This is a genomic window from Sphingomonas albertensis (genome assembly GCF_014358075.1).
Taxonomy (GTDB): domain Bacteria; phylum Pseudomonadota; class Alphaproteobacteria; order Sphingomonadales; family Sphingomonadaceae; genus Sphingomonas; species Sphingomonas albertensis.
Window position 1 is genome coordinate 28,313 of the sequence record NZ_JACONT010000011.1, and the last position, 22,908, is coordinate 51,220.

The 22,908-nt window shown below is 65.4% G+C and carries 21 protein-coding genes; 11 read left to right on the forward strand and 10 right to left on the reverse strand.

The window, feature by feature from the left end:
• Window positions 1–8: 8 nt before the first annotated feature.
• Window positions 9–338, reverse strand: a complete 330-nt coding sequence (locus H8S47_RS07150; RefSeq protein WP_132897785.1) for a MarR family transcriptional regulator — start codon at window positions 336–338, stop codon at window positions 9–11.
• 234 nt (window positions 339–572) lie between these two features.
• Here H8S47_RS07150 and secG point away from each other — a divergent pair, with 234 nt between their 5' ends.
• From secG to H8S47_RS07200, 10 genes are all read left to right on the forward strand, one after another.
• On the forward strand, window positions 573–968 hold the full coding sequence (gene secG, locus H8S47_RS07155) for a preprotein translocase subunit SecG (RefSeq protein ID WP_133030593.1): 396 nt from the start codon (window positions 573–575) through the stop codon (window positions 966–968).
• An 84-nt stretch (window positions 969–1,052) separates the two neighbouring features.
• Complete coding sequence (locus tag H8S47_RS07160; protein ID WP_187503213.1) at window positions 1,053–2,687, forward strand: CTP synthase; 1,635 nt, start codon at window positions 1,053–1,055, stop codon at window positions 2,685–2,687.
• A 406-nt stretch (window positions 2,688–3,093) separates the two neighbouring features.
• Window positions 3,094–5,520, forward strand: a complete 2,427-nt coding sequence (locus H8S47_RS07165; protein WP_187503214.1) for a TonB-dependent receptor — start codon at window positions 3,094–3,096, stop codon at window positions 5,518–5,520.
• A gap of 283 nt (window positions 5,521–5,803) precedes the next feature.
• Window positions 5,804–6,238, forward strand: a complete 435-nt coding sequence (locus H8S47_RS07170) for a hypothetical protein (RefSeq protein ID WP_187503215.1) — start codon at window positions 5,804–5,806, stop codon at window positions 6,236–6,238.
• 63 nt (window positions 6,239–6,301) lie between these two features.
• Window positions 6,302–7,162, forward strand: a complete 861-nt coding sequence (gene panB, locus H8S47_RS07175) for a 3-methyl-2-oxobutanoate hydroxymethyltransferase (RefSeq protein ID WP_187503216.1) — start codon at window positions 6,302–6,304, stop codon at window positions 7,160–7,162.
• Window positions 7,163–7,233: 71 nt separating this feature from the next.
• Window positions 7,234–7,974, forward strand: a complete 741-nt coding sequence (locus H8S47_RS07180; protein WP_187503217.1) for a tetratricopeptide repeat protein — start codon at window positions 7,234–7,236, stop codon at window positions 7,972–7,974.
• Window positions 7,971–9,293 (forward strand): outer membrane protein assembly factor BamB family protein, encoded by a 1,323-nt coding sequence (locus H8S47_RS07185; protein ID WP_187503218.1) that lies wholly within the window; start codon window positions 7,971–7,973, stop codon window positions 9,291–9,293. The genes H8S47_RS07180 and H8S47_RS07185 overlap by 4 nt, the downstream gene beginning before the upstream one ends.
• Before the next feature lie 195 nt (window positions 9,294–9,488).
• A complete protein-coding gene (gene der / locus H8S47_RS07190; RefSeq protein WP_187503219.1) occupies window positions 9,489–10,877 on the forward strand; it encodes a ribosome biogenesis GTPase Der in 1,389 nt (462 codons plus the stop codon).
• A 6-nt stretch (window positions 10,878–10,883) separates the two neighbouring features.
• Complete coding sequence (locus H8S47_RS07195) at window positions 10,884–11,102, forward strand: sulfurtransferase TusA family protein (protein WP_328805452.1); 219 nt, start codon at window positions 10,884–10,886, stop codon at window positions 11,100–11,102.
• A 104-nt stretch (window positions 11,103–11,206) separates the two neighbouring features.
• Window positions 11,207–11,623 (forward strand): Hpt domain-containing protein, encoded by a 417-nt coding sequence (locus H8S47_RS07200; RefSeq protein ID WP_214654991.1) that lies wholly within the window; start codon window positions 11,207–11,209, stop codon window positions 11,621–11,623.
• Between the two features lie 174 nt (window positions 11,624–11,797).
• On the opposite strand, the gene bfr is transcribed toward H8S47_RS07200, so the two are convergent.
• The 6 genes from bfr to map form a co-directional block, all read right to left on the reverse strand.
• Window positions 11,798–12,313 carry a bacterioferritin gene (bfr, locus tag H8S47_RS07205; protein WP_056486959.1) on the reverse strand — a complete coding sequence of 172 codons (516 nt, stop codon included), beginning with the start codon at window positions 12,311–12,313 and terminating at the stop codon, window positions 11,798–11,800.
• Between the two features lie 103 nt (window positions 12,314–12,416).
• Window positions 12,417–12,587 (reverse strand): (2Fe-2S)-binding protein, encoded by a 171-nt coding sequence (locus H8S47_RS18810; RefSeq protein WP_082441433.1) that lies wholly within the window; start codon window positions 12,585–12,587, stop codon window positions 12,417–12,419.
• Between the two features lie 75 nt (window positions 12,588–12,662).
• Complete coding sequence (locus H8S47_RS07210; RefSeq protein WP_187503221.1) at window positions 12,663–13,919, reverse strand: DUF418 domain-containing protein; 1,257 nt, start codon at window positions 13,917–13,919, stop codon at window positions 12,663–12,665.
• A gap of 941 nt (window positions 13,920–14,860) precedes the next feature.
• The gene (gene purL, locus H8S47_RS07215) at window positions 14,861–17,089 is read right to left on the reverse strand and encodes a phosphoribosylformylglycinamidine synthase subunit PurL (protein WP_187503222.1); all 2,229 of its coding nucleotides are present in this window, start codon (window positions 17,087–17,089) and stop codon (window positions 14,861–14,863) included.
• An 82-nt stretch (window positions 17,090–17,171) separates the two neighbouring features.
• Window positions 17,172–17,447, reverse strand: a complete 276-nt coding sequence (locus H8S47_RS07220) for a BrnA antitoxin family protein (protein WP_187503223.1) — start codon at window positions 17,445–17,447, stop codon at window positions 17,172–17,174.
• A 250-nt stretch (window positions 17,448–17,697) separates the two neighbouring features.
• Entirely contained in the window at window positions 17,698–18,525 is an 828-nt protein-coding gene (gene map / locus H8S47_RS07225; RefSeq protein ID WP_187503224.1) for a type I methionyl aminopeptidase, read from the reverse strand.
• A 51-nt stretch (window positions 18,526–18,576) separates the two neighbouring features.
• On the opposite strand from map, the gene H8S47_RS07230 reads away from it, so the two are divergent.
• A complete protein-coding gene (locus H8S47_RS07230) occupies window positions 18,577–19,335 on the forward strand; it encodes a competence/damage-inducible protein A (RefSeq protein ID WP_187503225.1) in 759 nt (252 codons plus the stop codon).
• A gap of 138 nt (window positions 19,336–19,473) precedes the next feature.
• Here the strand turns inward: H8S47_RS07230 and H8S47_RS07235 are convergent, their stop codons facing one another.
• The 3 genes from H8S47_RS07235 to H8S47_RS07245 form a co-directional block, all read right to left on the reverse strand.
• Window positions 19,474–19,899 (reverse strand): HIRAN domain-containing protein, encoded by a 426-nt coding sequence (locus tag H8S47_RS07235; protein WP_187503226.1) that lies wholly within the window; start codon window positions 19,897–19,899, stop codon window positions 19,474–19,476.
• Between the two features lie 201 nt (window positions 19,900–20,100).
• Complete coding sequence (locus H8S47_RS07240) at window positions 20,101–20,334, reverse strand: hypothetical protein (RefSeq protein WP_128454528.1); 234 nt, start codon at window positions 20,332–20,334, stop codon at window positions 20,101–20,103.
• Between the two features lie 113 nt (window positions 20,335–20,447).
• On the reverse strand, window positions 20,448–22,835 hold the full coding sequence (locus H8S47_RS07245) for a GH92 family glycosyl hydrolase (protein WP_398456457.1): 2,388 nt from the start codon (window positions 22,833–22,835) through the stop codon (window positions 20,448–20,450).
• Window positions 22,836–22,908 lie beyond the last annotated feature (73 nt).

Below are 22,908 nucleotides of genomic sequence, written 5' to 3' on the forward strand. Positions count from 1 at the left end.
CGAACGGCTCAAGCGTGAGCGGCGTGGCCGTTGGAGCCGGCTGGGGCGGGGCCGTCGCCGATGAATTGCCCGAACTCTTCAAGAAAATCTGCCCCTTCGGTGGTGCGCGCGACGAAGATGTTACGCTTGTCGCTATCGTCGCGTTGCCGGCGCAGATAGCCGAGGGCACCCAATCTGTTCAAGGCGCGCGTGACGACGGGCTTCGATACGTTCAGCGCACGTGCAAGGCCGCGCACCGTGTGCGGCCCCGGTTTGAGGTAGACAAGCAGTAGCAATGCCATCTGACGATTGGTCAGATCGGGTTCGCCCGAACGGACGTAGTCCACCAGAGCGGTCATCCAGGTCGATAAGGTATTGGCTGCCATTGATGCCACAGCGTTGATCCGCCATCTGAATTTATAAACACGATACCCAGTCATGGGCGTCGTTACGGGTTCACAACGCCCCCCGGACGTCATGTTTCCGTCGTTTTGCGATTGGCTTGCGATATGCGGAGCCCGTGTTGCGGTTGATCGAAACCTCGGTGTCGCCTATGTGCGCGCCTTCGCAAAAGTTCCGGGGTTTTCCGCGCAATGTTCGCCTTCCTGCTCGTCATCCACGCGATCATCGCGGCCGCCCTCGTCACGGTGATCCTCATGCAGCGGTCGGAAGGCGGCGGTCTGGGTATGGGCGGTAGCCCGTCCGGCCTGATGTCGGCCCGCGGCGCAGCCGATTTCCTGACCCGCGCGACCGGCGTCCTCGCGACGATGTTCGTGCTGTTCTCGATCCTGCTCGCGGTCCTCGCGGCGAATCACCGCACCACCACGATCGACACGTCGCTCGCCCGCACCCCGGCGGCGGCAACGGCCGTTCCGACTGCGCAGCCCAAGGGTGATGCGGCTCCTTTCGCCGGTGGCGCTGAAAACGCGGGTGTCCCCGCCGGCACCACCACGCCGGCCGACAATTCCGCGGTCCCACTCGCCCGCTAAACACTCCATTCGCCGATAAATGCGCCCCGCGTGATCCGCGGGCGCTTGTCGTTCGTCCCCAACACACGCTACGAGACTCTTCCCATGGCTCGGTACATTTTCATCACCGGGGGCGTGGTTTCGTCGCTCGGTAAAGGTCTCATGGCGGCATCGCTTGCCGCCCTCCTCCAGGCACGCGGGTATACCGTCAGGATTCGGAAGTTCGATCCGTATCTGAACGTTGATCCCGGCACGATGTCGCCGTATCAGCATGGCGAGGTCTACGTCACCGACGACGGCGCCGAGACCGATCTCGACCTCGGCCATTACGAGCGCTTCACCGGCGTTCCATCGCGCCAGTCGGACAACGTCACCTCGGGCCGCATCTATCAACAGATCATCACGCGCGAACGTCGCGGCGATTATCTCGGCGCCACCGTGCAGGTCATCCCGCACGTCACCGACGCGATCAAGGCGTTCGCCCGCGCCGAGACCGACGGCATCGATTTCATCCTCTGCGAGATCGGCGGCACCGTCGGCGATATCGAGTCGCTGCCGTTCATCGAGGCGATTCGCCAGCTCAAGAATGAGGAAGGTCGCGGCAACGCGATCAGCATCCACGTCACGCTGGTCCCGTACATCGCCGCCGCCGGCGAACTGAAGACCAAGCCGACGCAGCATTCGGTCCGCGAACTCGCCGCACTCGGCGTGCAGCCCGATGTGCTCGTCTGCCGCTGCGAACATCCGCTGCCGCCGTCGGAGCGCGCCAAGATCGCGCTGTTCTGCAACGTCCCCGCCAGCGCGGTCATCCCCGCGCTCGACGCGAAGAGCATCTACGCGGTGCCGCTCCAGTATCACGGCGAAGGCCTCGACATCGAAGTGCTCCGTGCATTCGGGATCGAACCCGCCGAGGCGCCCGACCTGTCCCGCTGGACCGAGATCATGGACCGCCTGACGAATCCTCAAGGGGAGGTCACGATCGGCGTGGTCGGCAAATATGTCGGTCTCCAGGACGCCTACAAGTCGCTCAACGAGGCGCTGGTCCATGGCGGCATCGCGAATCGCGTGAAGGTCAACGTCCGCTGGATCGACGCCGAGCTGTTCGAGAATGCCGAGAGCGACATCGCCGGGCAACTCGAGCCGTGCGACGCGATCCTCGTCCCCGGTGCGTTCGGCGAGCGTGGCGCGGAGGGCAAGATCGCGTCGGTGAAGTTCGCGCGCGAGCGGAAGATCCCGTATTTCGGCATCTGCTTCGGCATGCAGATGGCGTGCGTCGAGGGCGCGCGCGATCTCGGCGGTATCCCCACTGCGTCGTCGACCGAGTTCGGCCCGACCGACGAACCGGTGGTCGGCATGATCACCGAATGGATGGGCCGCGAGGGCCTCGAAACACGCGCTGCGGAAGGCGACATGGGCGGCACGATGCGGCTCGGCGCGTATGACGCGAAGCTCACCGGCAACAGCGTGGTTGCGTCGATCTATGGCGGCACCGAAATCTCGGAGCGCCATCGTCACCGTTACGAGGTCAACACCGGGTATAAGGAAGCGCTGGAGCAGGGCGGCCTGGTCTTCTCCGGCATGTCCCCCGACGGCACGCTCCCCGAGATCGTCGAACGTCCGGATCACCCCTGGTTCGTCGGTGTCCAGTTCCACCCCGAACTGAAGTCCAAGCCCTTCGACCCGCACCCGCTATTCGCCAGCTTCATCGAAGCCGCCGTCAAGCAGAGCCGCTTGGTCTGATTGCCTACTTCGATCCTCCCCCGGCAGGGGGAGGTGGCACCGAAGGTGACGGAGGGGGAGGATACGGAACAGCCGTTACCCTTACCTCCCCCTCCGTCTGGCAAGGGCCAGACACCTCCCCCTGGCGGGGGAGGATCGCAGCCGGTGTGTAGCAAGCGCCGTCCTGTATCTCTTCGTCATCCCGGACTCGTTCCGGCATCCATGGTTCCGCACAGTCGAGAGCCGTGAGTTCGAGGAACCGTGGACCTCGGAACCAGTCCGGGGTGACAGATTTCACGCAGCTTCGACTCTTTTGAAGCCTGGCACGAGTGCCGCGAAGCCGCGCTTTCCGCCCCCAAAGACAAGTTCGCATTGAATATCCCCCAAATCGGTAGACTTTGCGCGCCGAGGTTCAGGGGAAAAATTCATGTCGCTTACGCTCGCGCTGTTGCTTGCCGGTCAGGCCGCTACCGTTACGCCACCACCGGTCACCCCCCAGGCGCCCGCCGCGGATCAGGCGCCCGAGCCGGCCACTGGTCGTCTCGGCAACCAGCAACAGGGCGGCGGCGACATCGTCGTCACCGCACGCCGTCGCGCCGAGACCATCCAGACCGTCCCGATCGCGATGTCGGTGATCGGCGGCACCGCGCTGGCGGAAACCGGCGCCTACAATGTCAGCCGCCTCACGCAACTCCAGCCGACTCTGCAATTCTATTCCACCAACCCGCGCAACTCCGCTGCCAATATCCGCGGCCTCGGCGCGCCGTTCGGCCTGACCAACGACGGCATCGAGCAGGGCGTCGGCATCTATGTCGACCAGGTCTATTACAGCCGGATCGCCTCGGCGACGTTCGACTTCACCGATACCGAGCGGATCGAAGTCCTCCGCGGGCCCCAGGGCACGCTCTACGGCAAGAACACCACCGCCGGCGCGATCAACATCACCACGCGCAAGCCTAGCTTCACGCCCGAGGCGCGGATCGAACTGACCACCGGCAACTACCAGTTCATCCAGGCCAAGGCATCGGTGTCCGGCCCGCTGATCCCTGACACGCTCGCGATCCGGCTGTCGGCGTCGGTGACCGAGCGTGACGGCACGATCCACAACGTCGTGACCGGCAAGGATCTGAATGCGCAGGACAATAAGAGCGTCCGCGGGCAGCTCTACTGGAAGCCGACCGACAATCTCGATCTCGCTCTGTCGGGCGATTATGGCCAGCAGAACCCGAATTGCTGCGTGCAATATTACGCGCGCACCGGCGCGACCCAGCGGCCGCTCAACCGCCAATATGCCGCGCTCGCCGCCGCGCAGGGCTATGTAGTGCCATCGACCAACGCGTTCGACCGGGTGACCGACGTCGACACGCCGTTGCGCGCGAAGCAGGAGCTGGGCGGCGTATCGCTGCTCGGCAATCTTGATCTCGGCGCGTCAACGATCACTTCGGTCAGCGCATGGCGGTTCTGGAACTGGGATCCGTCGAACGATCGCGATTTCATCGGCCTGCCGATCACGACGGTGTCGGCCAACCCGTCGCAACAGACCCAGTATAGCCAGGAATTGCGGATCGCCTCGAACGGCAAGCACACGCTCGATTACGTGCTCGGCGCATTCTATTTCTACCAGACGATCGATACCCAGGGGCTTCAGGTGCAGGGTCCGGCGGCGAGCGCGTTCCTGCTCAACCCTACCAGCGCGGGCGGCCGCAATCCGGCGACGCTGAACGGCCTGACGTCGCGCAACACGATCGGATTCACCAATACGAGTGCCGCGCTGTTCGGCAAACTGACCTGGAACGTCAGCGACCGGTTCCAGATCGCGCCGGGCCTGCGTTTGAACTACGACAAGAAGAAGGGCGACTATGTCTCGGTCGTCAACAACGGCACAGGCACCGCGCTGACCGCGGATCAGCGCGGGGTGCTTGCGCCGCAGAGCTATCAGCCCGATTTCGACAACTGGAACCTGTCGGGGGATATCACCGCTGCCTACACCGTGACGTCCGACATCCACGCCTATGCGACCTACGCACGCAGCTACAAATCGGGCGGGATCAACCTGTCCGGCCTGCCGCTCGACGGCAGCAACAACCCGATCCTCTCGGCCGCGACGGTGAAGCCCGAAAAGGTGAACCATTTTGAGCTTGGCCTGAAAACGCAGTTCCTGGACCGCCGCGTTACCCTGAACCTCGCCGGCTTCTGGACCGAGATCAGCGATTACCAGGCGACCGTCACCAACGGCCAGCTCGGCGTGCTGCGCGGCTATCTCGCGAATGCCGGCAAGGTCCGCACCCGCGGTCTCGAATTCGACTCGGCGTTCCGCCCCACCGACCGGTTCAGTTTCTACGCGAACGGCGCCTACACCGACGCGAAATACGTGAAGTTCGTCGATGCGCCATGCCCGCCCGAACTGTCCGGCGGCACCACCGCGACCGCCGGCCAGACGCCGAGCGCACCCGGCACCGCCGGCGGGATCAGCCCGCAGAACTGCGACATCTCCGGCCAGCGCCTGCCCGGCGTGTCGAAATGGGCGTTCTCCTACGGCGCGGAATACGACCTGCCGGCGACGCTCGCCGGTCTCGATGGCCAGGTCTATCTTGGTTATGACGGCAGCTACCGGTCGACCTTCTCGTCCAACCCGTCACGCTCGGCCTATACCGACATCAACGGCTATGCGCTCAGCAACTTCCGCCTCGGGTTCAAGGCGAAGGACAGCTGGAACGTCTTCGCCTGGCTCCGCAACGCGTTCGACGAGAGCTATTACGAAGTGCTCGCGCTCCAGTCGGGCAGCACCGGCCTGATCGTCGGCCAGCCCGGCGATCCGCGCACCTATGGCCTGACCGTCTCGCGGTCGTTCTGATCGTCACGCCCTGATCGTCACACCTGATCGTCGCCCCCTGATCGTCGCCCCCTGATCGTCACGGCGCGTTCAGGTTTGACGTTTTATAGAGCGGAATACGGCCCGGAGAGGCATCGCAGTCGGAAGCTCCCGATGTCTCTCCGGTTCGGCGCAATCGACATGCTTATGCTGTCTCGACGTGCGTCCGATGCCATCCCCTTGCACGCAGCCCCTTCGAAGCGCAGTCTGTTGATCTAAAGCAATAGGCTCAGGCCCATCGGGCCGGGTTAACAAGGGTGGCGGCATGTTCTTCGTACGACAGGGGCCATTGTGGTTTCGGCTGACCACGGGCGCCTTGGTCGCCTGGGCGCTCATCGGCTGCTTCATGTTCCTGCAACAGGTGCGGCTCGGCGCCGACGCCATGGGGAGGGCGAGTGCCTATGACCGGGCACTCTATGCGGCCCTGCCCAACTGGTACGTTCCGCTGTTCGCCGTCGCGGTGCTGGCCGGACTGATCGGCGCCGTGCTGCTGTTCATGCGCCGTGCCAGCGCCCGCCCGTTCCTGATCGCATCGCTGGGTGCCACGATCGTGCAGTTCGGCTGGCTGTTCGCATCGACCGATATCGTCGCGCGCAAGGGCGCCGGCGAAACGCTCGGATTGCCCCTGGTTGTCGTCGAGATCGCGGCGTTCACGCTCTGGCTCGTCGGCCATGCCCGGCAGAAGGGATGGGCGGTTTGATCGCCCCCGGGCCGATGATCCGAAGGCTGGGCGAGCCCCGACGCGCGCGCTACTAGCATCGCCATGTCCACGACCTACACCCTCGACACCGCGACGAGTCGCGCAAACCCCACGCCGGCCCCGCTGAAGCGGCTGACGATCCCCGCGATCCGCCGCCAGAAGGGCAAGACGCCGCTCGTCATGCTCACCGCCTACACCGTGCGTACGGCGCAACTGCTCGATCCGCATTGCGACATGCTGCTCGTCGGCGACAGTCTGGGGCAGGTGATCTACGGCTTGCCGTCGACCGTGCCCGTCACGCTGGAGATGATGGCCGCCCACGGCGCGGCGGTGGTGCGGGGCAGCTATCACGCGGTCGTCGTCATCGACATGCCGTTCGGCAGCTATGAGGCGTCGCCCGAAAAGGCGTTCGAGAGCGCGGCGTTCTTGCTCAAGCAGACCGGCGCGGCGGCGGTAAAGCTCGAAGGCGGCACCGCGATGGCGCCGACCGTCAAGTTCCTCACCGAGCGCGGCATTCCGGTGATGGGTCATGTCGGCCTCACCCCGCAGGCGGTGAACGTGCTCGGGGGCTACGGCGCCCGCGGTCGCACGCCCGAGGAAGCCGCCAAGATCGTCGCCGACGCGCAGGGCATCGCCGAGGCAGGCGCCTTCGCGCTGGTGATCGAGGGCGTGGTCGAACCGATCGCGATCGAGATCACCAACACCATCGCGTGCCCGACGATCGGCATCGGTGCCTCGGCGCAGTGCGACGGCCAGGTGCTGGTAACCGAGGACATGCTCGGCATGTTCGAGCGTACCGCGAAGTTCGTGAAGCGGTTCGCCGACATCGCCGACACCATTTCGTCCGCGACGCAGACCTATGCCGACGATGTCCGATCGCGCTCATTCCCGGGGCCCGAGCAGGTCTACGTGCCCAAGGATTGATCCGCTTCCGTTTCGGTCCCGGCGCGGCTAAGGTCCGCGCCGTCCATCCCCCCAATATTCCGGAGTTGTCCTTGGCCCTCCCGCCGAAAACCGATGAAGCATTCCTGCGCGAGGTCGACGAAGAACTCCGTCGCGACAAACTCGCCGGATTCTGGACGAACTGGGGTATCTGGGTCGCGATCGGCGTCGTCGCCGCGCTCGCCGCACTCGCTGGCTTCCTGTACTGGCAGCATCACAATGGCGAGGCTGCCGGCGTCGAGGGTGAGCAGCTTCAGGCCGCCTACGACTCGCTCGGCGCCAACAATGCCGCGGCCGCGGCCAAGCCGCTTGCCGAACTCGCCAAGTCGAACCGCGACGGCTACCGTGCGCTCGCGCTGTTCACGCAGGCCGACGTGCTGCTCCAGAAAGACGACCTGAAGGGCGCCGCGGCCAAGCTCGGTGCGATCGCCGCTGATACGTCGCTGGCCAAGCCGTTCCGCGATCTCGCACTCGTTCGCCAGACGTCGGCCGAGTTCGACACGCTGAAGCCGCAGGTCATCGTCGAGCGGCTTCGTCCGCTCGCTGTTCCCGGTGGTCCGTGGCTCGGCAGCGCGGGTGAGATGGTCGCGATCTCCTATCTCCGCATGAACCAGCGTCAGCAGGCGGGGACGTTGTTCGGCCAGATCGCGCGCGATACCGGCGTGCCGGAGACGATCCGTCAACGCGCGGTTCAGATGGCCGGCGTACTGGGTGTGGACGCTGTTGCCAGCACGGGCGCTACTGCCAGGGTGATCACTCCGGCTGCATCAAACGAGGATACCAAGGCGCAATGATGAAGACATATCGGGTGACGGTCGCCGTCGCCGCGCTCGTGGCGCTCAGCGGTTGCGGAATCTTCAAGGGTGGCGTGAAGAAGACGCCGACCGTCGGCGACCGCGTCTCCATTCTGGTCTCGGAGAACGAGGTCGAGACCGACAAGACGATCGCCGACGTTCAGGTCCTGCTGCCCGCCCCCGCCGTCAACGACGCCTGGACCCAGCCCGGCGGCAACCCGGCGAAGTCGATGGGCCAGCTCGCGCTCGGCGATCAGCCCCAGCGGGCGTGGCAGGCCTCGATCGACGGCGGCTCGAACCGCCAGCGGCTCGGCGCGGCACCAGTCGTTGCGGACAACAAGCTGTTCGTGACCGATGTCACCGCGACGGTCCATGCGTTTGCCGCCGATACCGGTGCTGCGCTCTGGAGCGCGGGCATTACCGAGGGCAAGCTGAACAGTGCGGCACGCTTCGGCGGCGGGGTCAGCTATGACGACGGCAAGCTGTATGCCACCGACGGTGTCGGTGACGTCGTCGCGATGAATGCGGCCGACGGCGCGATCCTGTGGCGGGCCAAGCCCGGTGCACCGCTGCGTGGCTCGCCGACCGTCGCGAACGGCGCGGTGTACGTCCTGACGCAGGACAATCAGGTGTTCTCGCTCAACCAGGCCGACGGCAAGGTTCAGTGGGTCCAGTCGGGCACGCTCGAAACGCAGGGCGTGTTCGGCGTCGCGGCCCCCGCGGTCAGCCAGGGCACCGTGGTCGCCGGCTTCTCCAGCGGCGAACTCAGCGCCTATCGCTACGAGAATGGCCGTATCCTCTGGCAGGACGCGCTGTCGCGCACCTCGGTCACCACCTCGGTGTCGAGCCTGTCGGACATCGATGCCGCACCGGTGATCGACGGCGGCCGCGTCTATGCGGTCGGGCAGGGTGGCCGCATGGTCGCGCTCGAGCTGTCGACCGGCCAGCGCCTGTGGGAGCAGAACTTCGCGGGTATCTCGACGCCGTGGATCGCGGGCGAATGGCTGTTCGTGGTCACCGACGACGCACGCCTGGTCTGCCTGTCGCGCTCGAACGGCAAGGCCCGCTGGATCGCCCAGCTGCCCCGCTTCCAGAACGAGAAGAAGCGCAGCAACGCGATCACGTGGTTCGGTCCTATCCTCGCCGGCAACCGCCTGGTCCTCACCAACTCGCGCGGCGAGATCAATTTCGTCTCGCCGACCGACGGCACGGTGAGTTCGACGATCGAGACGAAGACGCCGTTCTCACTGCCCCCGATCGTGGCCAACTCGACGCTCTACACGCTCGACCAGAAGGGCAAGGTCACCGCCTACAGGTGAAGTCGAATCCCTCTCCCCGCCGGGGAGAGGGAAGGGGCCCGCCGCGCTTGCGGTGGGAAGGGTGAGGGGATTGAGGCTCGGGAGCCGGCCCAAACTCCCCCTCACCCTTCCGTTGCCTACGGCTCCTCCCTCCCTCTCCCCAGAGGGGCGAGGGACATAGGTGACCTTTGCCGCGACACGCGCTAAGGGCACGCCATGTCCAAACTCCCCGTGGTCGCGATCGTCGGCCGCCCAAATGTCGGCAAGTCGACCCTGTTCAACCGCCTCGTCGGCAAGAAGCTCGCGCTGGTCGACGACCGGCCCGGCGTCACGCGTGATCGACGCGAGGGCGACGCGTCGCTGATCGGCCTCGAATTCCGCATCATTGACACCGCCGGCTACGAGGATCACGACGCGCAGACGCTCCCCGGCCGGATGCGCCAGCAGACCGAGGCGGCCGTCGCGCAGGCCGACGTCGCGCTGTTCCTGTTCGACGCACGCGCCGGGATCGTGCCGCTCGACGAGGAGATCGCCCGCTGGCTCCGCACCGCCGACGTCCCCGTCCTCCTCGTCGCCAACAAGGCCGAGGGCCGCGCGGGCGAAGACGGCATTCTCGAATCATTGGCGCTCGGCTTCGGCGACCCGGTCCAGCTCTCGGCCGAGCACGGCGAAGGCATGGGTGACCTGTTCGAGGGCCTGCTCCCGCTGCTCGAAGGCAAGGAAGAGCCCCCCGAGGAACAGCCCGACAACGAATATGAAGGGCCGTTGAAGCTCGCGATCGTCGGCCGTCCGAACGCGGGCAAGTCGACGCTCGTCAACCGCATTCTCGGCGAAGACCGCATGATCACCGGCCCCGAAGCCGGCATCACCCGCGATTCGATCAGCGTAGACTACGACTGGCACCCGACCGGCGGCGAAGCGCGGAAAGTCCGCCTGATCGACACCGCCGGCATGCGCAAGCGCGCCAAGGTGCAGGACAAGCTCGAGAAGATGTCGGTCGAGGACGCGCTCCACGCAGTCGATTTCGCCGAGGTCGTCGTGCTGCTGCTCGACGCCACGCTCGGCCTGGAGGCGCAGGATCTCCGTATCGCTGACAAGGTGCTGCAGGAGGGCCGTGCGCTCGTCATCGCGCTGAACAAATGGGACATCGCCGAAAGCGCGTCGTCGCTGTTCAACGGCGTCAAGCGCGCGCTCGAGGACGGCCTGTCCCAGGTCAAGGGCGTCACCGTGATGACCGTGTCCGGCGCGACCGGTAAGGGCATCGACCAGTTGCTCCAGGCCTGTTTCGACACCCGCGACGCGTGGTCGAAGCGGGTCGGCACCGGCGAGCTCAACCGTTGGTTCGAGCGTGCGATCGAGGCGACTCCGCCGCCGGCCCCCGGCGGCAAGCGAATCAAGATGCGCTACGTCACGCAGGTCAAGACTCGCCCGCCCAGCTTCGTCATCTTCGGCACGCGCGTCGATCAGCTACCGGCCAGCTACGAGCGCTATCTGGTCAATTCGATGCGCAAGGATCTGGGCTTCGGCGCAGTGCCGGTGCGGCTGATGTTCCGCGCGCCGAAAAATCCGTACGATGACAACGGCAGGGGCGGCGGCGGCAGCTAGGCGGTCGTGTCCGGCGTGGTGCGTATCGATGCCAGGGGCATGCGCTGCCCCTGGCCCGCGGTGCGACTCGCGCGTGCGTTACGAGACGGCACGCCGAAGATCGAGGTGTTGGCGGACGATCCGCAGGCACCGGCCGAAATCGCCGCGGTCGCCGAGTCTGCCGGTGCGACGATAGAAATCATTTTGGATGAATTTTACCGGACCTTTGTCGTAACTTGTCGGTAGTATGACAACACTGCGTTTACCTCAGGGGGGTAAAATGCGGGGTAAATATTCATGGCGCTATTGCTGAACGGGAGAAGGCGACAGTGTCGTTCGAAGGAAGCACCTTGATCAACTGGCCGGCATATTCGCAGGCGCGGAGTGAACTGGGTGCGGGATTTGTCCGTATCCTGGGCTATTTTCGTGAGGACGGCGTGAAGTCGGTCGCCGCAATCGAGGCGGCGATGCGGTCGCTCAATGCGGCGGCGATGGTAATCCCGGCGCATACGCTGAAGGGCGAAGCGCGGCAGTTCGGGGCGGAACCGCTGGCGGACCTTGCCGAGGCGATCGAAGTCATCGCGCGCGATTGTGTCGAGAAGCAGGATACGCCCGAGGAAGCGCTCGAGCACATCGTCCAGTTGCGGCCGCTGTTCGTCGAGACGCTGACGTTGCTGGAGCGCGAAGCCAACCCGATCGTGGCGCGCAAGCCTGCCGCCGGCGGCTTTGGTCGTCGTGCGATCCCGACCGGGTTCGGTGAAGACTAAGGAAACTCGGTCCTCCCCCGCCAGGGGGGGTGGCAGGCGTCAGCCTGACGGAGGGGCGGTAAGCGAAACCGCTGTTCCGCGTCCTCCCCCTCCGTCACCTTCGGCGACACCTCTCCTTGGCGGGGGAGGATTAAGTCTTGCAGGCGACTCCGGATCACCGGCGTCGCCCGTCGATCACCCCTTCAGATAAGGCGCCGCGCCGGCCTTGGGCGAATCATGCTCCGAGATCGAGTTCAGCTGGATGTAGTTGTGGATCCCCATCCGCGCGATCATCTCGAACTGGCGTTCGAGCGTGTCGACATGCTCTTCCTCGCTGGCGAGGATGCGCGCGAACAGGTCGCGGCTGATGTAATCCTTGACCTCCTCGCAGTACGAGATCGCGCCCTTGAGCTGGACAGTGGCCTCGACTTCGAGCGCCAGATCCGACTTCAAAACCTCCTCGACGGTCTCGCCGATGCGGAGGCGGCCGAGCAGCTGGAAGTTCGGCAGGCCATCGAGAAACAGGATGCGCTCCGACAGCCAGTCGGCGTGTTTCATCTCGTCGATCGATTCCATCCGCTCGTATTGGGCGAGCTTGTAGACGCCCCAATGCTCGAGCATCCGGTAATGGAGCCAATATTGGTTGACCGCGGTCAGCTCGTTCTTGAGCGCCTCGTTCAGGAATTCGATTACTTGGGGGTCGCCGCGCATGGCCATATCTCCGTCACCTCTGGGGAGCATGTAGCGGGCTGACACAGATTAGCACAACCCCCAAAAATGGCGGTTTTCCGGGCTTTCTTAGCTGTTGCGACGCTTATGCAGCGGCGCGTTCCTCGTCGATAATCGCTCGCGCTATCGATGTGCACTGCCCGCATTTGGGTTTTCGGCCCATCGAGCGGAAGGCCTGACACGGTGTAGTGCAACCGCCGCGTGCGCAGTTGCGAACGTCGGATTCTCGTATGGCATTGCAAACGCAGACGACCATGGGAACTCCCTAGCTGTAAGCACGGGATACGGATAATGCGAACCACTCGCAAGCTGTTTTGCGTCTTATTCGCAACTAGTCCGATCGGTTCGTCGTGAACGCCGAACCGCGCATCGGCTGCCACGCGAATCGCGACAGGCTGCGCCACAGCCATTCGAGCGGACCATAGCGGAAGCGATCGAGCCAGGGCTTCGACCATAGGAGCATCAGCAGGCAGATCGGTGCGACCACGAGATAGAGCTGGGCTCGCGACAGTGCGCCGTACAGCCCGAACCCATATCCATAGAACAGCGTGGTGCAGAGGACTGTCGTGCCGAGATAGTTGGAGAACGCCATTCGACCTGCCGCCGCAACTCGGGTCGTCAGCCAGCCGCCGGGCTGTGCGAGCAGGATGATTGCCGCGGCGGACCCCATGATCGTCAATGGCCGAAGCGGGGTTGCGAGCGCGAGCCATGACAGCGCGACATAGCGCGCGTCGAATCCGTGGGCGATGTCGAACGCCGCGATGGCCGCAGAGCCTATCCAGCCGAGTCCGATCCCAATGACCGCAATCACGGTGTAGCGTCGCCGCGACCAATCCCCCGTCAGGAACCCCGATCGCAGCCCCGCCATGCCGAACAGCATGAAGCCTAGCGTCTCCGGACCAGTGGCGGTGAGGGACGTGATCGGCCCAGCGGCGTGCGTCCAGCGCCACGCGACCAGATCGCGCCATCCGCCATGACCGATGGCAAGTTCGCGGGTGACGGAGGCGGGGGAGGGCTGGCCGAATTGATCCGCCAACAGCTGCCAGTTCGTGATTACGCGCGCCGTTGCGCCCGGCCGGTGCGCGGCGCCGTGGAGGTCGAACGTGTAGGCGACGAGCGTCGTCAGCTCGACCGTCTGGAACGCGATGCAGGCGAGCCCGACGCCGATCAGCCAGCGCACCGGCAACCGCGCGAACATGTACGCAATCGCGCCGACCAGTGCGTAGTGCGCGAGGATGTCGCCCCACCACAGCAGGTATAAATGCGCGATGCCGAACACGAACAGCCATGCCATCCGGCGGAGGTGGACGGTCGCCGGGTCTTCGCCGCTCGCCTCCGCCCGGTCGAGCACCAGTAGCATCGACGCGCCGAACAGGAACGAGAACAACCCGCGCATCTTGCCGTCGATAACGATGAAGGTCGTGGTCCAGGCGATCAGGTCTGGCGTGCTCGGCGCGCCCATCGAGGCGGGGGTCATGTAGGCGAATTCGGGGAAGCCGAATGCGGCGATGTTTGAGGCGAGGATGCCCATGACGGCAACGCCCCGGGTGAGGTCCAGCGTCGCGATTCTCGTGGGGGCGGGGGTCATGCGGGCAGAGTGAAGTATAGGAAGTGTAGACGCTCGCGCAGCGTTTCGTGGGAGTGTCGTATCGCTTGGGATAAGCCGATTTCGACGGCGAGCATGCTGCTGACGGCGCCTCCGCGGACGAGGTCGAGCGTGGCGGTTCTGGCGGGGGCAGAGGGCTTGCGGGAAAAGTGAAGTATAGGAAGTGCAGACGCTCGCGCAGCATTTCCGTGAGGTCGTCGTACACGCTGGAAGACGACATGATCGCGCTCGGCGCCGCTGCGGTAGTGGCGGCCTCGGCTGGGCCGGCCCGACACAGGTGGTGCTTGGTCTACGCTCGAATCCGGTCGATGCGTCTTGGTAGCGCTGTAGGCGTGGAATGCTTCGATCATCGTCCGACGCTGGCATATCGCAGTTGTGTAGGACAGTCTGTCTTGACGGGCATCTAGGCGTCAGATGCCTCGCGGCTTGGTGCGTCGGCCACCCGGCATGTCATCTGCTTGACCTGTCGTCCCTGCACAATACCCCGCCGTATCTCGCCTGTTGTCCTCTTCGGCTGTCGCCCCCGAAGCCGATCCGCCCCCGTCGCTCCAGCGAACGCTGGGGTATTCCCGTTGGCTGGCGCTGTGGTCCGGTGCGTGAGATCCCAGCTTTCGCTGGGATGACGGATAGGGCGAGGTTGCTGCGTCCTACTTGAGCTTGATCGAACGACATCTCTCCGCTCCTTGTTCTCCCGCGAAGGCGGGAGCCCAGTCTGGGTCCCCGCCTTTGCGGGGAAACAAGCTATGGTTTGGAGCTATCCCGCTTTAAATCCACCACCCCGGCGGAGGCCAGGGCCCAATTGGGGGACGGTCGGGGCTGCGGGCAGCGCTTCGTTACTGCGGCTATCCCAATTGGGCCCCGGCCTTCGCCGGGGTAGTTTCTTTCAGGATCGAGCGCTTCGGTTTTACTCGCTCCCGACTCCATCACGCCAGCGCCGCGTCGACCCCCATAAGCTTCGGGAAGAACCCCTCGTGCGCGGTCCGCAGTGTGTCGAGCGCGATCACGTCGTCGCGGTCGGGGCGTTCGAAGATCAGGCGCTTGCCGCCGGTGCGACCCAAGGGTTCGGCTTCGACGTCCGCCGCATGCGCGGCGCCGAGGAAGTCGAGCAGCGAATGGTCGTCGACGGTGACGATGTAGACGCCCTGGTCCTCCGCAAAGAACGAGCGCGCGCAGTCGAAGGGCTGCTTCCGGTCGATCATCGCGCCGATCCCGCCGGCCAGCGCCATCTCGGCCAGCGTCACCGCGATGCCGCCATCGGAGACGTCGTGGACCGCGGTCAGCTGGCCCAGCGCGATCGCTTCGCGGATCAGGTCGCCGACGCGACGCTCCGCAGCGAGATCGACCGGCGGCGGCGGGCCCGCGTCGAGCTGCTCCCGGCCATGGCACTCACGCAGCCAGAGCGACTGGCCGAGATGGCCACCGCGCGTGCCGACCGCGAGGATGATGTCGCCCGAGCCCTTGAACGCGATCGTCGCATTCTTCTGCCAGTCGGCGAGCAACCCGATCGCGCCGATCGCCGGGGTCGGCAGGATCGCGGAGCCGCCGCCCGTCGCCTTCGATTCATTGTAGAGCGAGACGTTGCCCGACACGATCGGGAAGTCGAGCGCGATGCAGGCGTCGCTCATGCCTTCGAGGCAGCCGACGATCTGGCCCATGATCTCGGGGCGCTGCGGGTTGGCGAAGTTGAGGCAATTGGTGACGGCGAGCGGCAGCGCGCCGACCGCGGTGAGGTTGCGCCACGCTTCGGCGACCGCCTGCTTGCCGCCCTCGACCGGGTCGGCGAAACAGTACCGCGGGGTGCAGTCGGTGGTCATCGCCAGCGCCTTCTGCGTGCCGTGGACGCGGACGACCGCGGCGTCGCCACCGGGGCGCTGCACCGTGTCGGCGCCGACCATGTGGTCGTACTGCTCCCAGATCCAGCGGCGCGAGGCGACGTCGGGCGAGCCCATCAGCGTGAGCAGGTCGGCGGCGATGTCGCTGCTGTGCGGCGCGTTGGCGAGCGGCGCGGGCTTCGGCGTCGGGACGTGCGGGCGGTCGTAGAGCGGGGCTTCGTCGGCGAGCGGCCCGAGCGGGATGTCGCAGACGGTCTCGCCCTTGAACGTCAGCACCATGCGGCCGGTGTCGGTGACGCGGCCGATCACCGCGAAATCGAGCTCCCACTTCTTGAAGATCGCCTCGGCCTCGGCTTCGCGGCCGGGCTTGAGGACCATCAGCATGCGCTCCTGCGATTCCGAGAGCATCATCTCGTACGGCGTCATGCCGGTCTCGCGCTGCGGCACGTCGTCCATCGTCAGCTCGATGCCGACGCCGCCCTTCGACGCCATTTCCACGGCCGAAGACGTGAGACCGGCGGCGCCCATGTCCTGGATCGCGACGATGACGTCGGTCGCCATCAACTCGAGGCAGGCTTCGATCAGCAGCTTCTCGGTGAACGGATCGCCGACCTGGACGGTCGGGCGCTTGGCGTCCGAATCCTCGCCGAAATCGGCCGAGGCCATCGTCGCGCCGTGGATGCCGTCGCGGCCGGTCTTGCTGCCGACATAGACGATCGGATTGCCGATACCGCTGGCGGCCGAATAGAAGATCTTGTCCTGGTAGGCGATCCCGACGGTCATCGCGTTGACCAGGATGTTGCCGTCGTACGCGCTGTGGAAGTTCACTTCGCCGCCGACGGTCGGGACGCCGACGCAATTGCCGTAGCCGCCGATGCCGTGGACCACGCCCGAGATCAGGTGGCGCATCTTGGGGTGATCGGGGCGGCCGAAGCGGAGCGCGTTGAGGTTGGCGATCGGCCGCGCGCCCATCGTGAAGACGTCGCGCAGGATGCCGCCGACGCCGGTCGCCGCGCCCTGATAGGGCTCGATGTAGGAGGGGTGGTTGTGGCTCTCCATCTTGAAGATCGCCGCCTGATTGTCACCGATGTCGACGACGCCGGCGTTCTCGCCCGGGCCGCAGATGACGCGCGGGCCCTTGGTGGGGAGCTTCATCAGGTGGATCTTGCTAGATTTGTAGCTGCAATGCTCGGACCACATGACCGAGAAGATACCGAGCTCGACCATGTTCGGCTCGCGGCCGATGGCGCGCAGGACGCGCTCATATTCTTCGGGGGACAGGCCGTGGTCGGCGACGATCTGCGGTGTGATCTCGGTCATGGGGCGGGCTTTAGCGGGGTGGGGAGCGTCCGTCACCTGTGCGAACCACCACAATGTGGTTTGGGACCGTAATTCCCCCGATTTATGGCTTGGCGGCGCGCAACGTTTCGTTGATCCGCGACTGCCAGCCGGGTCCGCTCGCGCGAAACCTTTCGAGCACGTCGTTGTCTAGCCGGAGGGATACGAGCGACTTGCGTGAGGTTACGGAGCCCTTTGGCCGGCCGCGCGACTTGCTGCCGTTCGGAAAGGCCGCTGCCAATTCCGGGAAGTCTGCGATCGGCCGTGCCCGCGCAAAATCGGCTTCGGTCCATTCGGGATTGCCCTCGTCGAATACGACCTCCGGGGTATCACCAGCCATGACGGCGCAACTCCTTCGCATGGGCGCGGCGCAGGTGGGTTTAAACGAAAGCGTCGTTCGTTGCCATGTGCCGGGCCGGCCCCTCCAGATCCCGTCATCCTGACGAAAGTCAGGATCCAGGGTAACCGAGTGCGGAGCCTTGTGGCTCTGCGTCCTGACTTTCGTCAGGATGACGGTGGGGAGAGAGTGCCGCGGTGAATGATCGGCCATAGGGCAGAGCCGCGGTTTGCAACGCCCGCTGATCGCCGTATCAACCGTAGGGCGGTTGCGTGTAGCCCTTGGGGCTCAGCGTAAAGATGTCGCAACCCGTCTCGGTGATCCCGATCGAATGCTCGAACTGCGCGGACAGCGAGCGATCGCGCGTGACTGCCGTCCAGCCGTCGTCGAGCAGCTTCACGTCGGGGCGACCGATGTTGATCATCGGCTCGATCGTGAAGATCATGCCGGGGCGAAGCTCGGGGCCGGTGCCGGGCTTGCCGACATGGACGACTTCGGGGGCGTCGTGGAACAGGCGGCCGACGCCGTGGCCGCAGAAATCGCGGACTACGCCGTAACGGTGCTTTTCCGCGTGCCGCTGGATCGCGTTGGCGACGTCGCCCATGCGGTTGCCGGGCTTGGCGTGCTCGATGCCGATCATCAAGCATTCATAGGTGACTTCGACAAGGCGGCGCGCCTTGATCGGCACGTCGCCGATCAGGTACATCCGGCTCGTGTCGCCGTGCCAGCCGTCGAGCAAGGGCGTGACGTCGACGTTGACGATATCGCCCGATTTCAGCGTCTTCTCGCTCGGAATGCCGTGGCAGACGACGTGGTTGATCGAGATGCAGACGCTGTGCGTGTAGCCGCGATAGCCGAGCGTCGCGGGGACGCCGCCGCCGGCAACGATGAAGTCGTAGATCAGCCGGTCGATCTCGGCGGTGGTCACGCCCGGCACCATGTGCGGGACGATCATGTCGAGCGTCTCGGCGGCGAGTTGCCCTGCCTTCATCATGCCGGCGAACGCGGCGGTGCCGTGGAGCTTGATGGCGCCGGTGCGTGCGTCGGGCTGGTCCGAGGTGACGGTTACATATTCGGTCATGCCGCGCGATATAGCGTGGCGGGCGCGGTTTTGCGAGGCTATGCGAGGGGCATGACAGAGGAACGCATCTGGACGGCCGCGCTGACGATCATCGGCGACGAGATCCTGTCGGGCCGCACGCAGGACAAGAACGTCGCGCAGATCGCGGCCTGGCTCAACGTGCAGGGCATCCGCTTGGCCGAAGTGCGCGTGGTCGCCGACAAGACCGAGGCGATCGTCGAGGCGGTCAACATCCTGCGCGCGCGGAACGATTACCTGTTCACGACCGGCGGGATCGGGCCGACTCACGACGACATCACCGTGGACGCGATCGCCGAGGCGCTGGGCGTCGCGGTCGAGCATCATCCGCGCGCGATGGCGGTGCTGGAGGCGTACTACGCGACGCGCGGCGGGCTGACCGAGGCGCGGGCGCGGATGGCGCGGGTGCCGGTCGGGGCGGACCTGATCGACAACAAGGTGTCGGGCGCGCCGGGGATCCGGATCGGCAACATCTTCATCATGGCGGGGGTGCCGCACATTACGGCTGGGATGCTCGATGCTCTGACGGGCACGCTTGAGGGCGGGCGTCCAGTGGTGTCGAAGACGATCGGTTGCTGGGTCGCGGAGAGCGAGGTCGCCGACCTGTTGCGCGATGCCGAGAAGACGCATGAGGGCGTAGCGATCGGCAGCTATCCGTTCTTTCGCGATGGGAAGACGGGCGCGAACTTCGTGGTGCGGAGTTCGAACGAGGCGTTGGTCGATCGCTGCCTCGCGGACCTGACGCGCGACCTCGAAGCGACCGGCCGGATCGTCACCGCGCAGGGCATCTAGGCTCTTTAATTATCCTCCCCCGCCAGGGGGAGGTGGCGCGTAGCGACGGAGGGGGAGGGGGCGACAACCTCTGTTGCGTGTCCGCCCCCTCCGTCCGGCAAGTGCCAGCTACCCCCCCCGGGGGGAAGGATCAGAAGTTCACGCGCCCCATTCCGGGCCTTCCGGATCGGGATAGAACGCGTCCGGATCGAAGGGCGCCGCGCGGCCGCGCGACCGGGCTGCCAATTCTCCCTCCACCAGATCCGGCAATGCCGGTACACCGCCGCCGAAACGGATGCGGACATAGCCCATGCTGCCGACCAGCGCCTGGAACACCACGGCATGCTCCTCCTGCTGCATCCGCCGTCCGATCAGCGGCGCGCGCTCGGCGGAAACATATCCCACCTGCACACCCCGCGCGCTGAACACGGCGACGGCGTTGGCATCATGCGGATTCTTCGACTCGCGGCGCAGCTCGACCGGCTCGCCGGGGGCACAGACCAGCAACTCCATACGGCGGTTGCTTTTGCTGCGGTCCGCGTTGGGAAAGTCGATGCCGACCACGCTGAGCGTCAATTCGTCCATGCCGCACGCTAGGCGCGTCACGCGAAGATCGAAAGTATCGGAGCGGTCCAGCGCGAAATCTCATCGTCGCCGCGTTCCCCAGGGCGCTTCATCGTCGCTATGCGACGGCAGCACGGGGTGTATCGAATCAGGATAGGCGTAGAAGTTGTTGCCGCTAAGGCATTGAAAAAGGGGGCGACATCGAAATGTCGCCCCACCGACTTAGTTGCTGTCGGAGTTGTCGTCGCCACCGTCGATCGCCATGTACAGACCGCCACCGACGGCGACGGCTGCGAGTGCGACGATCAGCAGACCGGCGCCCGAGACCTTGCTGTCTTCGGTCGTCGACGTGCCGGCGCGGACCGACTTTGCGGCCGAAACGGTAGCAGCTGCGTTGGCGGCAACTGGCATCGCTGCGGCGGCGATTGCGGATACGGCGAGAATGAATTTACGCATTTAGAAAACTCCCTTTTTACACGAAACACTAGACTATAAGCTTTGGGCAAAACAGTGAAGAACTAATTAATATTGCCACGGGTATTGCTGGCCGGCGTTGTATTTTGGTCGCGCTATCGCCGGGTCGTTGGGTCATCGCCCCGCCGCCGCGTGCCCTTTCGAGCCGGCCCGTTCGAGCCAGCGGTCGAGGACGAGAACGGCCGGGCCTTCGCACCCTTGCCCCAGGCCTTGTTCGGCTGCGCACCCATCACGAACCGCAATTCGCCACCCTGCCGGATCTCGTCGTCGCGCAGATAGCTGCGGGTGAGGGGCGTGCCGTTCAGCGTGACCGACCGGATATACGGGTTCGCATCCGACAGATTGTCCGTCCGGATCGCGAACTGCTTGCCGCTGGGCAGCGCCAGCGTCGCCTGCGACAGGAACGGGCGGCCGATGACATATTCGTTCGATCCAGGGGCAACCGGGTAGAAACCGAGCGCCGTAAAGACGAGCCATGCGGACATCTGGCCGAGGTCGTCGTTGCCGCTCAGCCCCTCGGGCTTGGCGCCATATTGGCTCGCGACGATCTGCCCGAGCCGTTCCTGCGTTCGCCACGGCGCACCGGCGTAGTTGTAGAGATAGGCGACGTGGTGGCTCGGCTCGTTGCCGTGGATATATTGGCCGATCAGCCCGGCGATATCCTCCGCATGGCTGTAATCGACCTTCGAATTGTCGAACTCGAACATCGCGTCGAGCTTTTTCACGGTCTTCGCGTCGCCGCCGAGCAGCCGGAACAGCCCCGCCTGATCCTGCGGCACGAACCAGCTATATTGCCACGCATTGCCCTCGGTATAATCCGAGCCATAGTTGATCGCGGTCGGATCGAACGGTGTGCGGAACGCGCCGTTCGCGAGCCTTGCGCGCAGCCAACCGGTTTTCGCGTCGAAGCTGTTGCGCCAATTGCCTGCGCGCTTCTCGAACCGCTCGGCGATCTCGGTCTTGCCCATGCGGCGCGCCATTCGCGCGATCGTCCAGTCGTCATAGGCATATTCGACCGTCTTAGATGCGGCCTCCGGCTCCTTGTCGATCGGGACGTAGCCGCGCTGGATATACTCGCCGAGTCCGCCATAGGAGGCGCGATCGGCGCTCGCGACCATCGCCTGCAACGCGGCGTCCGCGTCGAAGCCGCCGATGCCCTTCATATACGCGTCGGCAATGACAGGGACCGCGTGATAGCCGATCATAGTCCACGTCTCGCGCCCGGCGAATTGCCAGACCGGCAGGATGCCGTCGGGGCTATGCCGCTGGCTGGCGATCAGCGAGCGGACGATATCGGTATTGGTCTTCTCCGGCTGGATCAGCGTCAGCAGCGGGTGTTCGGCGCGGAACGTGTCCCATAGCGAGAAGGTCGAGCGGACCGTGAAGCCGTCGGCCTGATGCACCTGATCGTCGGGCCCGCGATACCGCCCGTCGCTGTCGCTCCAGACGCTCGGCGCGAGGAGGCTGTGATACAGCGCGGTCGCGAAGATCCGGCGCATCGGGGCCGCGGCCTCGAACTTGACCGCGCCCAGCGCAGTATCCCAGTCGCCCTGCGTCTTGGTGCGGACCGCGTCGAAGCCGCCGGGCTCGCTGTCCAGATTGGCGAGCGCTCCGGCCTCGTCGACCCCCGATATCCCGACCTTCACTTCGAGCGGAGCATCGAGTTGACCGAAATCGAGCCGCGCTTCGAGTGCCTGGCCGAGTTTCTCCGCCAACGCATCGCTGCCACGGCCCGGCCCTTGGAAACCCTTGTACGCGATGTCCTTCTCACGGTTGACCAGCGCGTGGCCGACCAGCGGCGCGGAGAACCGCATCGCGAAGTAGAGTTTGCGCCCGGGCGCCCAGCCGCGCGTCTCGCGGAAGCCGGTGAGCACGCCGTCGTCCCGCATGTGCAGCCCCGACCACAGGATCTTGCCGGGGTAATTATAGAGCGAAGACCGCAAATCGACCACGATATGCGCGGCCTTGCCCTTGGGAAAGCTGTAGCGATGCACGCCGATCCGCGTGCCCGCGGTCATTTCCGCACGCACGCCTGGACCGTCCAGCGTGACAGCGTAATAGCCCGGCTTGGCGACCTCGGTGGCGTGCGAAAAGCGCGAGCGATAGCCGGGTGCAGCGGGCGTGCCGGGGTCCATCGGCACGCTGTCGCCCGACACCGGCATGACGAGGATATCGCCGAGATCGGAATGCCCCGCGCCCGAGAAATGCGTGTGGCTGAACCCCTCGATCGTCGGGTCGTCATAGCGGTAGCCGGCGGCGTGGCCATAGCAGGTGCGGATCACGCAGGACGTATCGGTATCCGGCGACAACTGGACCATGCCGAACGGTGCGACCGCGCCTGGGAACGTGTGCCCTTCGCCGCCGGTGCCGATGAACGGATCAACCGCATCGCTCGGTTTGGCGCCATCCTGTGCGAACGCAGGGCCGGTGAGGATCGTGGTGAACAGCGCACCCATGAGGCACGATCGCGTGAAGATGGACATCGAGGTCACCCGTTCGGAGGGAAATAGGCGGGGGAGCTTGCCGGGTGCCAGATGAACCATGTCGCGCACATCC

Bases quoted from the DNA above. Each gene is read 5' to 3' on its own strand.
- panB (WP_187503216.1), top strand. From the start codon at position 6,302: ATGTCCACGACCTACACCCTCGACACCGCGACGAGTCGCGCAAACCCC.
- H8S47_RS07210 (WP_187503221.1), bottom strand. From the start codon at position 13,919: ATGACCCCCGCCCCCACGAGAATCGCGACGCTGGACCTCACCCGGGGC.
- secG (WP_133030593.1), top strand. From the start codon at position 573: ATGTTCGCCTTCCTGCTCGTCATCCACGCGATCATCGCGGCCGCCCTC.
- H8S47_RS18810 (WP_082441433.1), bottom strand. From the start codon at position 12,587: ATGGTCGTCTGCGTTTGCAATGCCATACGAGAATCCGACGTTCGCAAC.
- purL (WP_187503222.1), bottom strand. From the start codon at position 17,089: ATGACCGAGATCACACCGCAGATCGTCGCCGACCACGGCCTGTCCCCC.
- H8S47_RS07160 (WP_187503213.1), top strand. From the start codon at position 1,053: ATGGCTCGGTACATTTTCATCACCGGGGGCGTGGTTTCGTCGCTCGGT.
- H8S47_RS07165 (WP_187503214.1), top strand. From the start codon at position 3,094: ATGTCGCTTACGCTCGCGCTGTTGCTTGCCGGTCAGGCCGCTACCGTT.
- H8S47_RS07170 (WP_187503215.1), top strand. From the start codon at position 5,804: ATGTTCTTCGTACGACAGGGGCCATTGTGGTTTCGGCTGACCACGGGC.
- H8S47_RS07235 (WP_187503226.1), bottom strand. From the start codon at position 19,899: ATGGACGAATTGACGCTCAGCGTGGTCGGCATCGACTTTCCCAACGCG.
- H8S47_RS07185 (WP_187503218.1), top strand. From the start codon at position 7,971: ATGATGAAGACATATCGGGTGACGGTCGCCGTCGCCGCGCTCGTGGCG.
- H8S47_RS07240 (WP_128454528.1), bottom strand. From the start codon at position 20,334: ATGCGTAAATTCATTCTCGCCGTATCCGCAATCGCCGCCGCAGCGATG.
- H8S47_RS07230 (WP_187503225.1), top strand. From the start codon at position 18,577: ATGACAGAGGAACGCATCTGGACGGCCGCGCTGACGATCATCGGCGAC.
- der (WP_187503219.1), top strand. From the start codon at position 9,489: ATGTCCAAACTCCCCGTGGTCGCGATCGTCGGCCGCCCAAATGTCGGC.
- H8S47_RS07245 (WP_398456457.1), bottom strand. From the start codon at position 22,835: ATGTCCATCTTCACGCGATCGTGCCTCATGGGTGCGCTGTTCACCACG.
- H8S47_RS07220 (WP_187503223.1), bottom strand. From the start codon at position 17,447: ATGGCTGGTGATACCCCGGAGGTCGTATTCGACGAGGGCAATCCCGAA.
- H8S47_RS07150 (WP_132897785.1), bottom strand. From the start codon at position 338: ATGACCGCTCTGGTGGACTACGTCCGTTCGGGCGAACCCGATCTGACC.
- map (WP_187503224.1), bottom strand. From the start codon at position 18,525: ATGACCGAATATGTAACCGTCACCTCGGACCAGCCCGACGCACGCACC.
- bfr (WP_056486959.1), bottom strand. From the start codon at position 12,313: ATGCGCGGCGACCCCCAAGTAATCGAATTCCTGAACGAGGCGCTCAAG.